Here is a 12,552-nt window from a genome sequence, read left to right on the forward strand (position 1 = left end):
GCGGGTTCTAATAAATATATGCTTTCTCAGCAACAATTTACATAAACCCGCCCCCCTCTTCCTGTTTCCCCAACATTAATATGCGGGTTCTAATCAAATCTATGCTTTCTCAGCAACAATTTACATAAACCCGCCCCCCTCTTCCTGTTTCCCCAACATTAATATGCGGGTTCTAATAAATATATGCTTTCTCAGCAACAATTTACATAAACCCGCCCCCCTCTTCCTGTTTCCCCGACATTAATATGCTGGTTCAATAAAAATATATGCTTTCTCAGCAATAAGCTACATAAACCCGCCCCGTCTAGCGGTTTCCCCGACATTAATATGCGGGTTCAACAAAAATATATTTCCCAGTGTTTAGGGGCGGGTTTTGTCAGATAGTTTCTCAGATGAATCAATCTATGTGAACCCGCCCCTACCAAACTATTTATATTGAATGCGGGGATCTAAAATTCCATATAACAAATCAGCGATTAAATTAAAAATAACCACTAAAATTGCATAAATAAACGTAATCGCCATGACAACAGGCGTATCACTGCGATAAATAGATTCAACGAGTAATGCTCCAATTCCTGGGATTCTAAAGATTTGTTCGGTGATTAAAGCACCCGTAAATAAACTGGGAATATCTAACGCAATTAACGTGACAACTGGGATTAAAGCATTGCGTAAAACATGACCTTGAATCACGTTAAAATTGGGTAATCCTTTTGCATAAGCCGTGCGAACATAATCTTGATTTAACTGTTCTAACATCGAAGATCGAATAAACCGCATCAACACCGCAGATTGATATAAAGCCAATACAGAAATCGGCATAATAGACTGTTTGATTTGTTCTATTAATGTTTGCCAATTTGTCACTTCTAAGGTACTATTATAAATAAAGGGAAACCAGTTTAACTGAACGCTGAAAATGATAATAAAGAGTAACCCGGTAAAAAAAGGCGGTAAAGAAAATCCGAGAAAGGCGAATGTTGTAGCAACTTGATCAAAAATAGAATAGCGTTTAATTGCTGAAATAATCCCCAGTGGAAAGGCAATTAACATCGCAAAAAAATAGGCTGAACCCGCTACCCATAACGTTGTCGGTAAACGTTGTAAAATCAGTTCACTCACAGGACTACGACTGGTAAAGGAATAACCCATGTCGCCCTGAAGAAAAGCCCAAGCCCATTTTAAATAGCGAATTGGAATTGGTTGATCTAAACCCAAAGATCGACGAATATTTTCTCTCACTTCGGCGGTAATTGAAGGATTGGTGGCAAATTCTCCCATCGGATCTCCCGGTGCGATCGCTAAAATTCCAAAGACTACAATACTAATTGCTATTAAAGTCGGAATTGCACTCAGAAGACGATTAATTATATATCGCGTCATAAACTCTTAATCGACTGGATTTAAATAGACAATTGCTGAAAACTGAGTTATTATAGAAGATGTTGAATCAGTCTAGCATTAAAACTCGATTCCAGCTATAGCAGTATAAAATGAGTGGTGAACTTCCAGCACTACAGGGTTTCTGAGGTTGCTAACTTTCACACCTGATTTTCAATTGCTATAAAATTAAAGGCTAATATTTGTTTATTTTGCAACTGTGTCTATTCAATCTAGTTCAAAAATTCTGACGGCTGAAGACATCAAAGCCATTGATGATCAGCTTTCCCAACGGTTTATTCATCTCGATCCGGCAGGTTACTTTATTATTTATGTTGATCGAGAAGCGGGTTTAATTTGCGCGGAACACTATACCAATAATATTAACGATCAAGGACTCGCCGTTGACCCGGAAACAGGCGAACCTTTCCCCTGTACGGGTAGTTTGAAGCGTCAACCGAGCGCAGTTTTTCAGGGAAGAACCGCGAAAGAATTGGGGGTGAAAATTACAGAAGAAATCAATCCTTGTCCGTTAAGCTGTTTGGATCACGCGCTTTACTTAGGACGAGAATTTATGAAAGCAGAAATTGCACTCTTAAGCGGACAAGAGTACATTCAAGACTAAGCAAATTACTAACAAAATCGCCAAACTGGGGGATCGGTGAAAAGAAACACAAGCTGTTCCCCTCGCCCCCAGAATAAACGTTTACAGGTCGCCACCGCGAAAAGCCAGCAAAAAGATGACCACAGGGCCAGCAATTACAATCAGCGCTAACATCGTAAGCTGGGCAATGAGTTCAAAGTTGATGTTGCTGACAAAGTTAGTGATAAAGTCCATTGTTCCTCCCGAAGAATGCCAGTATTTGTCTGAAAGATTGAGTTATGCTAAGAACCAACTGTTAATCATACAGGCGATCGCACAGTTTTTTAATAATTGTTACAAAACTCAATATTTGCGGGTTTGGGCTTCTCGAAGAAGCAGAGGGGAGTCAACCCTAGCTGATTTAAAATGTAAGCAATGGCTAAACGTAGCGATATTCTAACGATGACTGCTTATACAATTGATTTTAGTTCTGTTTGTCAAATGAGTGACGAACAATTTTATCAACTTTGTCGGAAAAACCCGGAGATAAAATTTGAACGCAATGCAACCGGAGAATTGATGATTATGTCGCCGACGGGGGGAGAAACTGGAAATCGTAATATTGAAATTGCAGGAGATTTTGTCTTTTGGAATCGTCAAAATAAATTAGGTAAACTCTTTGATTCTTCCACTTGTTTTAAACTGCCCAATGGTGCTAATCGTTCTCCTGATATTGCTTGGATTAAACAATCAAGATGGGATGAACTCACACCAGAAGAAAAAGAGAAATTTCCCCCAATTGCACCGGATTTCGTCTTAGAGTTAATGTCTCCTTCTGATAGTTTAACCGCAACCCAAGCCAAAATGCAAGAATATATGGAAAATCAAGTTAAATTAGCTTGGTTAATTGACCGCAAAAATCTCTATGTTGAAATTTATCGTTTAGAAAAATCAGTAGAAGCCTTCAATTCTGCTACAACGTTATTTGGAGAAGACGTGTTACCAGGCTTTATTCTTGACCTAAAAATTGTCTGGAGTTAATCGTTAATCAAGGAGAGATATTCTATGATTGCTCATTCTCAATCTCAATTTATGACAGCCAAAGAGTATTTAGAATGGGAAGAAAAACAACCGATAAAATATGAATATATCAACGGTCAAGTATTCGCGATGACAGGGGGAAGTTTACCCCATAATTCTATTGCTTTAAATTTAGCTTCTGCACTCAAAAGCCATCTACGAGGAAAAGGCTGTAAAGTGTTTATGGCTGATGCAAAAGTTGGGGTTTCTAGTAACGGCCCCTTTCATTATCCTGATATCATGGTAACGTGTGACAGTCGAGATCAAACTGCCCGTCAAGTCATTTATTATCCTTGTTTAATTGTCGAAGTGTTATCTCCGAGTACAGAAGGTTTTGATAGAGGAAAAAAATTTAGACATTATCGCCAAATTGAAACGTTGAAAGAATATGTACTGGTTGACACTGAAAAAATGAATATTGAGTGTTATCGTCTGAATGAACAAAATAAATGGGAATTAACCTCTTACTTCCCAGAAGAATTAGCAATTAATCAAACCGAACTCGAAATTCATCTAACCAGTGTTAATTTTAACAGTCCAATTTCTTTAATCTATGAAGATGTCGTTTTTCCTGATGAAAATTTAGAAGATTTGGTGTTGAGTTGAGGTTCAAAACTGATTTCAAAATCCATCAAAAAATCATGATTTATTTTTCTTAGCGGTAACGGTGGTGAAGTCAATCAACTTGACAAGCTTGTATAGCAGAAATCAGGAGACACCGAGACTGGAGACAGAATTGAAACCTTTATCATAAAAGGATTTGACAGAAAAACAGTGTCCTAATCAACTCTTTCTCTGCTATATTATAATTGTAGTATGTAAATTACATCTGATCGACAACGACGTAATCTGACAGTGCCGTAGACTTCTACGGTAAACTAAAGGTTGTATTGCAAGCTAGCCGCAAATAAGGGTAAATTATGGCTGAACGTAGCGATGTAAACGGAAAAGAACAAGAAATGGCAGCCAAATCTTACAAAGATACGGTGAACCTGCCACAGACAAAGTTTGATATGCGGGCAAATGCTGTCAAACGCGAACCAGAATTACAAAAATTTTGGGCAGAACATCAAATTTACGAACGTTTATCCGAAAATAATCCGGGCGATGCGTTTATTTTACATGACGGGCCGCCCTATGCCAATGGTGCCTTACATATTGGTCATGCCCTCAATAAAATTCTTAAAGATATTATTAACCGTTACCAAATTTTGCAAGGGCGAAAAGTGCGTTATGTTCCCGGTTGGGACTGTCACGGTTTGCCGATTGAATTGAAAGTTTTACAACAAATGAAACAGTCGGAACGGGAACAACTCACCCCGTTAACCTTGCGTCAAAAAGCAAAAGAATTCGCCCTAGAAACGGTTGACCAACAACGAGAATCTTTCAAAAGATATGGAGTGTGGGGAGATTGGGATAATCCTTATTTAACCCTAAAACCAGAATACGAAGCCGCCCAAATTGGCGTGTTTGCCCAGATGGTTCTCAAAGGTTATATCTATAGAGGATTAAAGCCTGTTCATTGGAGTCCGAGTTCAAAAACAGCCCTAGCTGAAGCTGAATTAGAATATCCAGAGGGTCATGTTTCTCGCAGTTTATTTGCGGCTTTTCCAATGACTAGCTTGGCGGAAGCAGTTAAATCAGAATTAACGCCTTTTCTACCCGATTTAGGTGTCGCGATTTGGACAACAACACCCTGGACAATTCCCGGAAATTTAGGCGTTTCGTTGAACCCTGAATTAATGTATTCTGTGGTAGAAACACAAAAAAATGCGGAAAATCCCATTCCGTTTAAATATTTATTAATTGCCACAGAATTGGTTGAACGTCTATCAGCAACCTTCGGGAATAACCTAACCGTAAAAGCAACGGTAAAAGGCAAAGATTTAGAACATTCCACTTACAAACATCCCCTCTTTGACCGGGAAAGTCCGATATTAATTGGGGGAGATTATGTTACCACAGAATCCGGTACCGGACTCGTTCACACCGCCCCTGGTCATGGTCAGGAAGACTTTATCGTTGGTCAACGCTATGGTTTACCTGTATTGTGTCCGGTAGATGCAGATGGAAACTTTACCGCAGAAGCGGGTGAATTTGCCGGATTAAATGTTCTCAAAGATGCCAACGAAGCGGTTATTAAAGCCTTAGAAAAAGCAGGTTCACTCATTAAAGAAGAACCCTATCAACACAAATATCCCTATGATTGGCGAACCAAAAAACCAACGATTTTTAGGGCAACTGAACAGTGGTTTGCATCCGTTGAAGGGTTCCGCGAAGAAGCTGTAAAAGCCATTCAAAATGTGCGTTGGATTCCCGCCCAAGGGGAAAATCGCATCACGCCAATGGTGGCGGAACGTTCAGATTGGTGTATCTCTCGTCAACGCAGTTGGGGTGTACCCATTCCTGTTTTTTATGATGAAGAAACAGGCGAACATTTGATGAATGAAGAAACGATTTCTCACGTTCAAAATATTATCGCTGAAAAAGGTTCAGATGCGTGGTGGGAACTGTCTGTTGAGGAATTATTACCCGAAAAATATCGCCAAGATGCGGCAAAATACCGCAAAGGAACCGATACAATGGATGTTTGGTTTGACTCCGGTTCTTCCTGGGCAGCAGTCGCCAAACAACGGGGGTTAGGTTATCCTGTCGATATGTATTTAGAGGGTTCAGACCAACACCGAGGCTGGTTTAATTCCAGTTTATTAACCAGTGTGGCTAACTATGGTCATGCGCCCTATAAAATCGTATTAACTCATGGATTTGTTCTTGATGAAAAGGGACATAAAATGAGTAAATCATTAGGGAACGTCGTTGACCCAGCGATTGTGATTGAAGGGGGTAAAAACAAAGACAAAGAACCACCCTATGGGGCTGATATTTTGCGGTTGTGGGTGTCGTCTGTTGATTATTCAACTGATGTCCCGTTGGGGGGAAATATCCTCAAACAAATGGCGGATATCTACCGCAAAATTAGAAATACAGCCCGATTTTTAATTGGAAACTTGCATGATTTTGACCCCGAAAAAGATGCGGTTAGTTATGAGGAATTACCCGATTTAGACCGATATATGCTGCATCGGATAACGGAGGTTTTTACAGAAATCAAAGATGCCTTTGATCAGTTTCAATTCTTCCGGTTCTTCCAAACGGTGCAGAATTTCTGTGTTGTGGATCTGTCGAATTTTTACCTTGATATTGCCAAAGATCGGCTGTATATTAGTGCAGATAATGCCTTCCGACGTCGCAGTTGTCAAACGGTGTTAGCGGTTGCTTTAGAAAACCTCGCCAAAGCGATCGCACCTGTCCTCTGTCACATGGCGGAAGATATTTGGCAAAATTTACCCTATGCGACTCCTTATTCATCGGTATTCGAGTCAGGTTGGGTGAAATTAGAGGAAAATTGGAAACAACCGGAACTCGCTAAATTCTGGCAAAAATTGCGGGAAATTCGCGCAGAAGTTAACCAAGTCATGGAAAAAGCGCGAAAAGAAAAGATGATTGGTTCATCTCTAGAAGCGAAAGTTTTACTGTATGTTTCTGATGAGAACTTCCGCAAACAGTTAGAACAAATAAACCCATCAACTACAGAGTTAAAACAGCATAACGGCGTTGATCAATTGCGTTATCTGTTTATTTGTTCTCAGGTTGAACTGTTAGAAACCCCCAACAAGTTAAAAGGACTTGAATACAGCGATGAGTCCGAAGACTTGGGTATTGGAGTTGTGAAAGCTGATGGCGAAAAATGCGATCGTTGTTGGAATTATTCCGTTCATGTGGGTGAGTCTACTGAAGATCCAACTATTTGTGAACGCTGCGTCGCCGCTTTAGCAGGGGAATTCTAAACCCAACAGTAGAGTGCGTTAATATCGTTTGACGTACTCTACTTTTACCTAATTCCGATTAACTAAAGTTCAGCAAAAGGTAATCATGGTCAATTCAACAGTTAAACAAAAAATTCTGAAAGCCATTGAAGAAATGCCAGCAGATGTTACGTTTTCAGACGTTATGGAACGTCTCTACTTTTTGTATAAAGTAGAACAAGGACTTAAACAAGTTGAAGCGGGTGATGTGATTTCTCACGACGAAGCCAAAAAACGTGTTAAAACATGGCAACAATAAATTGGACAGGTCAAGCATTAGCTGATTTGGAAGCAATTGGTGACTTTATTGCTATAGATGCACCAAGTTTTGCTCAAGTATTTATAGATCAAATATTTGCAGCAGTCGAACGTTTAGAGCGTTTTCCTCTTTCTGGACGAATTGTACCGTAAATTTCTCAAGAGGAAATTCGAGAAATCATTTTTGGTAGCTACCGAATTGTATATCTAGTCACTGGAGATGAAGTCACCATTCTAACAGTTTTTCATGCTTCAAGGCTCCTGAATATTGAAGGTGAATTTTAAACACCCGCGCACATTTGTCAGTCCAGACGGAAAATATTTTGCGGGAATTACAGGTAATCCTTACCTCAAAAACACCCAAATTCAAGTTTTAAAACGACCCTGAACTTTAAAGCGAAAAGAGGGCGGGTTGATGTCATATCTGTCCGACTAATCAATAATTATTCTGTAGGGGCGGGGTCTACAATATCTTTACTACTACTGAGAGATTGAGATAAACCCGCCCCCCTGAGAAGAAGTCCGAAGGCTCTGGGGCGGGTTTATTTAACTGATTTGCAGGGAAAACATACATCAACTCGAACCCGCCCCTACAGTAAATTTTTTTTGGCATTACGTCGCCACATTTGGGGTTTAATTCGTCGCAACGCTGAAGCGGTAAATTGTTCGTTCCATTCTTCTTCTGAAAGTTCTGCCAACTCACTTAATTTTGGGTCAATATTTCCCGGATAAGGTTGAAACGCCTCAACATCAGTTTCTTTAGCAAAGCGTTGATTCCAAGGACATACATCCTGACAAATATCACACCCCGCAACCCAACCGTTTAAATCAATATTCTCCGGTAACTGTTCGGCGCGATTTTCAATTGTATGATAAGCAATACAGCGATTCGCATCCACCACAAACGGTTCTGTTATCGCATTCGTCGGACAAGCTTCAATACAGCGCGTACAAGTGCCACAATGTTCGGTATGGGGAGAATCTGGGGTTAATTCTAAATTCGTTAAGACTTCCCCCAAAAACACCCAAGACCCATATTCTCGTGTAATTACATTACTATTTTTCGCAATCCAACCGATACCCGCCCGTTGCGCCCAAACTTTATCAGATATCGGGCCAGTATCGGCGTAATATCGCGCTTGAATGCCTTCTCCTTGGGCTTGTAACCAGTTGGAAAACGCTTTCAACTTCTGGTGCATCACCTTATGATAGTCTCGCCCCCAACCATAACGGGAAATCTTGCCATATTCAGCCCCTTCCCGACGTTCGTCAGGGGTGTAATAGTTCAACGCCACACAGATAACAGACTGTACCTCTGGCATGACTTGACGAATATCCTGACGCCTGGGGTTTGCCATCCAAGCCATCTCTGCTTGATAGCCTTGATTCAGCCAAGCCTGTAACCGTTCAACTTCGGCTTTGGGTTCAACAACAGTCGCTATCCCAACTTTGTGAAATCCGAGGGTGATGGCTTGCTGCTTGACTTGATGCGCTTGGACTGGGGGATACATGACCGTCGGATGTAGGGATTATATATAGCAGAGAAAGAGTTGATTAGGACACTGTTTTTCTGTCAAATCCTTTTATGATAAAGGTTTCAATTCTGTCTCCTGTCTCCTGTCTCCTGATTTCTGCTATACAAGCTTGTCAAGTTGATTGACTTCACCACCGTTACCGCTAAGAAAAATAAATCATGATTTTTTGATGGATTTTGAAATCAGTTTTGAACCTCAACTCAACACCAAATCTTCTAAATTTTCATCAGGAAAAACGACATCTTCATAGATTAAAGAAATTGGACTGTTAAAATTAACACTGGTTAGATGAATTTCGAGTTCGGTTTGATTAATTGCTAATTCTTCTGGGAAGTAAGAGGTTAATTCCCATTTATTTTGTTCATTCAGACGATAACACTCAATATTCATTTTTTCAGTGTCAACCAGTACATATTCTTTCAACGTTTCAATTTGGCGATAATGTCTAAATTTTTTTCCTCTATCAAAACCTTCTGTACTCGGAGATAACACTTCGACAATTAAACAAGGATAATAAATGACTTGACGGGCAGTTTGATCTCGACTGTCACACGTTACCATGATATCAGGATAATGAAAGGGGCCGTTACTAGAAACCCCAACTTTTGCATCAGCCATAAACACTTTACAGCCTTTTCCTCGTAGATGGCTTTTGAGTGCAGAAGCTAAATTTAAAGCAATAGAATTATGGGGTAAACTTCCCCCTGTCATCGCGAATACTTGACCGTTGATATATTCATATTTTATCGGTTGTTTTTCTTCCCATTCTAAATACTCTTTGGCTGTCATAAATTGAGATTGAGAATGAGCAATCATAGAATATCTCTCCTTGATTAACGATTAACTCCAGACAATTTTTAGGTCAAGAATAAAGCCTGGTAACACGTCTTCTCCAAATAACGTTGTAGCAGAATTGAAGGCTTCTACTGATTTTTCTAAACGATAAATTTCAACATAGAGATTTTTGCGGTCAATTAACCAAGCTAATTTAACTTGATTTTCCATATATTCTTGCATTTTGGCTTGGGTTGCGGTTAAACTATCAGAAGGAGACATTAACTCTAAGACGAAATCCGGTGCAATTGGGGGAAATTTCTCTTTTTCTTCTGGTGTGAGTTCATCCCATCTTGATTGTTTAATCCAAGCAATATCAGGAGAACGATTAGCACCATTGGGCAGTTTAAAACAAGTGGAAGAATCAAAGAGTTTACCTAATTTATTTTGACGATTCCAAAAGACAAAATCTCCTGCAATTTCAATATTACGATTTCCAGTTTCTCCCCCCGTCGGCGACATAATCATCAATTCTCCGGTTGCATTGCGTTCAAATTTTATCTCCGGGTTTTTCCGACAAAGTTGATAAAATTGTTCGTCACTCATTTGACAAACAGAACTAAAATCAATTGTATAAGCAGTCATCGTTAGAATATCGCTACGTTTAGCCATTGCTTACATTTTAAATCAGCTAGGGTTGACTCCCCTCTGCTTCTTCGAGAAGCCCAAACCCGCAAATATTGAGTTTTGTAACAATTATTAAAAAACTGTGCGATCGCCTGTATGATTAACAGTTGGTTCTTAGCATAACTCAATCTTTCAGACAAATACTGGCATTCTTCGGGAGGAACAATGGACTTTATCACTAACTTTGTCAGCAACATCAACTTTGAACTCATTGCCCAGCTTACGATGTTAGCGCTGATTGTAATTGCTGGCCCTGTGGTCATCTTTTTGCTGGCTTTTCGCGGTGGCGACCTGTAAACGTTTATTCTGGGGGCGAGGGGAACAGCTTGTGTTTCTTTTCACCGATCCCCCAGTTTGGCGATTTTGTTAGTAATTTGCTTAGTCTTGAATGTACTCTTGTCCGCTTAAGAGTGCAATTTCTGCTTTCATAAATTCTCGTCCTAAGTAAAGCGCGTGATCCAAACAGCTTAACGGACAAGGATTGATTTCTTCTGTAATTTTCACCCCCAATTCTTTCGCGGTTCTTCCCTGAAAAACTGCGCTCGGTTGACGCTTCAAACTACCCGTACAGGGGAAAGGTTCGCCTGTTTCCGGGTCAACGGCGAGTCCTTGATCGTTAATATTATTGGTATAGTGTTCCGCGCAAATTAAACCCGCTTCTCGATCAACATAAATAATAAAGTAACCTGCCGGATCGAGATGAATAAACCGTTGGGAAAGCTGATCATCAATGGCTTTGATGTCTTCAGCCGTCAGAATTTTTGAACTAGATTGAATAGACACAGTTGCAAAATAAACAAATATTAGCCTTTAATTTTATAGCAATTGAAAATCAGGTGTGAAAGTTAGCAACCTCAGAAACCCTGTAGTGCTGGAAGTTCACCACTCATTTTATACTGCTATAGCTGGAATCGAGTTTTAATGCTAGACTGATTCAACATCTTCTATAATAACTCAGTTTTCAGCAATTGTCTATTTAAATCCAGTCGATTAAGAGTTTATGACGCGATATATAATTAATCGTCTTCTGAGTGCAATTCCGACTTTAATAGCAATTAGTATTGTAGTCTTTGGAATTTTAGCGATCGCACCGGGAGATCCGATGGGAGAATTTGCCACCAATCCTTCAATTACCGCCGAAGTGAGAGAAAATATTCGTCGATCTTTGGGTTTAGATCAACCAATTCCAATTCGCTATTTAAAATGGGCTTGGGCTTTTCTTCAGGGCGACATGGGTTATTCCTTTACCAGTCGTAGTCCTGTGAGTGAACTGATTTTACAACGTTTACCGACAACGTTATGGGTAGCGGGTTCAGCCTATTTTTTTGCGATGTTAATTGCCTTTCCACTGGGGATTATTTCAGCAATTAAACGCTATTCTATTTTTGATCAAGTTGCTACAACATTCGCCTTTCTCGGATTTTCTTTACCGCCTTTTTTTACCGGGTTACTCTTTATTATCATTTTCAGCGTTCAGTTAAACTGGTTTCCCTTTATTTATAATAGTACCTTAGAAGTGACAAATTGGCAAACATTAATAGAACAAATCAAACAGTCTATTATGCCGATTTCTGTATTGGCTTTATATCAATCTGCGGTGTTGATGCGGTTTATTCGATCTTCGATGTTAGAACAGTTAAATCAAGATTATGTTCGCACGGCTTATGCAAAAGGATTACCCAATTTTAACGTGATTCAAGGTCATGTTTTACGCAATGCTTTAATCCCAGTTGTCACGTTAATTGCGTTAGATATTCCCAGTTTATTTACGGGTGCTTTAATCACCGAACAAATCTTTAGAATCCCAGGAATTGGAGCATTACTCGTTGAATCTATTTATCGCAGTGATACGCCTGTTGTCATGGCGATTACGTTTATTTATGCAATTTTAGTGGTTATTTTTAATTTAATCGCTGATTTGTTATATGGAATTTTAGATCCCCGCATTCAATATAAATAGTTTGGTAGGGGCGGGTTCACATAGATTGATTCATCTGAGAAACTATCTGACAAAACCCGCCCCTAAACACTGGGAAATATATTTTTGTTGAACCCGCATATTAATGTCGGGGAAACCGCTAGACGGGGCGGGTTTATGTAGCTTATTGCTGAGAAAGCATATATTTTTATTGAACCAGCATATTAATGTCGGGGAAACAGGAAGAGGGGGGCGGGTTTATGTAAATTGTTGCTGAGAAAGCATATATTTATTAGAACCCGCATATTAATGTTGGGGAAACAGGAAGAGGGGGGCGGGTTTATGTAAATTGTTGCTGAGAAAGCATAGATTTGATTAGAACCCGCATATTAATGTTGGGGAAACAGGAAGAGGGGGGCGGGTTTATGTAAATTGTTGCTGAGAAAGCATATATTTATTAGAACCCGC

Annotated in this window: 13 protein-coding genes and 1 pseudogene; 8 read left to right on the forward strand and 6 right to left on the reverse strand. The window is 39.7% G+C overall.

Features of this window, described 5'->3' with window-relative positions; genetic code table 11:
- Positions 1 to 426: 426 nt before the first annotated feature.
- On the reverse strand, positions 427 to 1,386 hold the full coding sequence (locus WN50_RS29805; protein ID WP_046282423.1) for an ABC transporter permease: 960 nt from the start codon (positions 1,384 to 1,386) through the stop codon (positions 427 to 429).
- Positions 1,387 to 1,603: 217 nt separating this feature from the next.
- On the opposite strand from WN50_RS29805, the gene WN50_RS29810 reads away from it, so the two are divergent.
- The gene (locus WN50_RS29810; protein ID WP_046282422.1) at positions 1,604 to 2,008 is read left to right on the forward strand and encodes a DUF4346 domain-containing protein; all 405 of its coding nucleotides are present in this window, start codon (positions 1,604 to 1,606) and stop codon (positions 2,006 to 2,008) included.
- Between the two features lie 81 nt (positions 2,009 to 2,089).
- On the opposite strand, the gene psb30 (WN50_RS29815) is transcribed toward WN50_RS29810, so the two are convergent.
- The gene (gene psb30 / locus WN50_RS29815; protein WP_046282421.1) at positions 2,090 to 2,221 is read right to left on the reverse strand and encodes a photosystem II reaction center protein Ycf12/Psb30; all 132 of its coding nucleotides are present in this window, start codon (positions 2,219 to 2,221) and stop codon (positions 2,090 to 2,092) included.
- A gap of 207 nt (positions 2,222 to 2,428) precedes the next feature.
- Here psb30 (WN50_RS29815) and WN50_RS29820 point away from each other — a divergent pair, with 207 nt between their 5' ends.
- From WN50_RS29820 to WN50_RS36740, 5 genes and pseudogenes are all read left to right on the forward strand, one after another.
- Positions 2,429 to 3,007, forward strand: coding sequence for a Uma2 family endonuclease (locus WN50_RS29820; protein WP_046282424.1), 579 nt, complete (start codon positions 2,429 to 2,431; stop codon positions 3,005 to 3,007).
- 24 nt (positions 3,008 to 3,031) lie between these two features.
- Positions 3,032 to 3,652 carry a Uma2 family endonuclease gene (locus WN50_RS29825; protein WP_046282420.1) on the forward strand — a complete coding sequence of 207 codons (621 nt, stop codon included), beginning with the start codon at positions 3,032 to 3,034 and terminating at the stop codon, positions 3,650 to 3,652.
- 353 nt (positions 3,653 to 4,005) lie between these two features.
- A complete protein-coding gene (gene ileS / locus WN50_RS29830) occupies positions 4,006 to 6,894 on the forward strand; it encodes an isoleucine--tRNA ligase (RefSeq protein ID WP_046281706.1) in 2,889 nt (962 codons plus the stop codon).
- Between the two features lie 85 nt (positions 6,895 to 6,979).
- Positions 6,980 to 7,171: a hypothetical protein gene (locus tag WN50_RS29835; protein ID WP_046281705.1), complete on the forward strand. Its 192-nt coding sequence runs from the start codon at positions 6,980 to 6,982 to the stop codon at positions 7,169 to 7,171.
- Positions 7,159 to 7,455 (forward strand): annotated as a pseudogene (locus WN50_RS36740) (type II toxin-antitoxin system RelE/ParE family toxin). Before WN50_RS29835 ends, WN50_RS36740 begins: the two are co-directional and overlap by 13 nt.
- A 305-nt stretch (positions 7,456 to 7,760) precedes the next feature.
- Here WN50_RS36740 and queG read toward each other — a convergent pair.
- The 3 genes from queG to WN50_RS29855 all read right to left on the reverse strand — a co-directional run bounded on the left by queG (position 7,761) and on the right by WN50_RS29855 (position 10,124).
- Entirely contained in the window at positions 7,761 to 8,681 is a 921-nt protein-coding gene (gene queG, locus WN50_RS29845) for a tRNA epoxyqueuosine(34) reductase QueG (RefSeq protein ID WP_046282051.1), read from the reverse strand.
- Between the two features lie 219 nt (positions 8,682 to 8,900).
- Entirely contained in the window at positions 8,901 to 9,521 is a 621-nt protein-coding gene (locus WN50_RS29850; protein ID WP_046282420.1) for a Uma2 family endonuclease, read from the reverse strand.
- A 24-nt stretch (positions 9,522 to 9,545) separates the two neighbouring features.
- Positions 9,546 to 10,124 carry a Uma2 family endonuclease gene (locus tag WN50_RS29855; RefSeq protein ID WP_046282424.1) on the reverse strand — a complete coding sequence of 193 codons (579 nt, stop codon included), beginning with the start codon at positions 10,122 to 10,124 and terminating at the stop codon, positions 9,546 to 9,548.
- 207 nt (positions 10,125 to 10,331) lie between these two features.
- Here WN50_RS29855 and psb30 (WN50_RS29860) point away from each other — a divergent pair, with 207 nt between their 5' ends.
- Positions 10,332 to 10,463 carry a photosystem II reaction center protein Ycf12/Psb30 gene (gene psb30, locus WN50_RS29860; RefSeq protein ID WP_046282421.1) on the forward strand — a complete coding sequence of 44 codons (132 nt, stop codon included), beginning with the start codon at positions 10,332 to 10,334 and terminating at the stop codon, positions 10,461 to 10,463.
- An 81-nt stretch (positions 10,464 to 10,544) separates the two neighbouring features.
- On the opposite strand, the gene WN50_RS29865 is transcribed toward psb30 (WN50_RS29860), so the two are convergent.
- Positions 10,545 to 10,949 carry a DUF4346 domain-containing protein gene (locus WN50_RS29865; RefSeq protein ID WP_046282422.1) on the reverse strand — a complete coding sequence of 135 codons (405 nt, stop codon included), beginning with the start codon at positions 10,947 to 10,949 and terminating at the stop codon, positions 10,545 to 10,547.
- A 217-nt stretch (positions 10,950 to 11,166) separates the two neighbouring features.
- Between WN50_RS29865 and WN50_RS29870 the strand changes: the two genes are divergently transcribed.
- Complete coding sequence (locus tag WN50_RS29870; protein WP_046282423.1) at positions 11,167 to 12,126, forward strand: ABC transporter permease; 960 nt, start codon at positions 11,167 to 11,169, stop codon at positions 12,124 to 12,126.
- Positions 12,127 to 12,552: the final 426 nt, after the last annotated feature.

Source organism: Limnoraphis robusta CS-951, assembly GCF_000972705.2.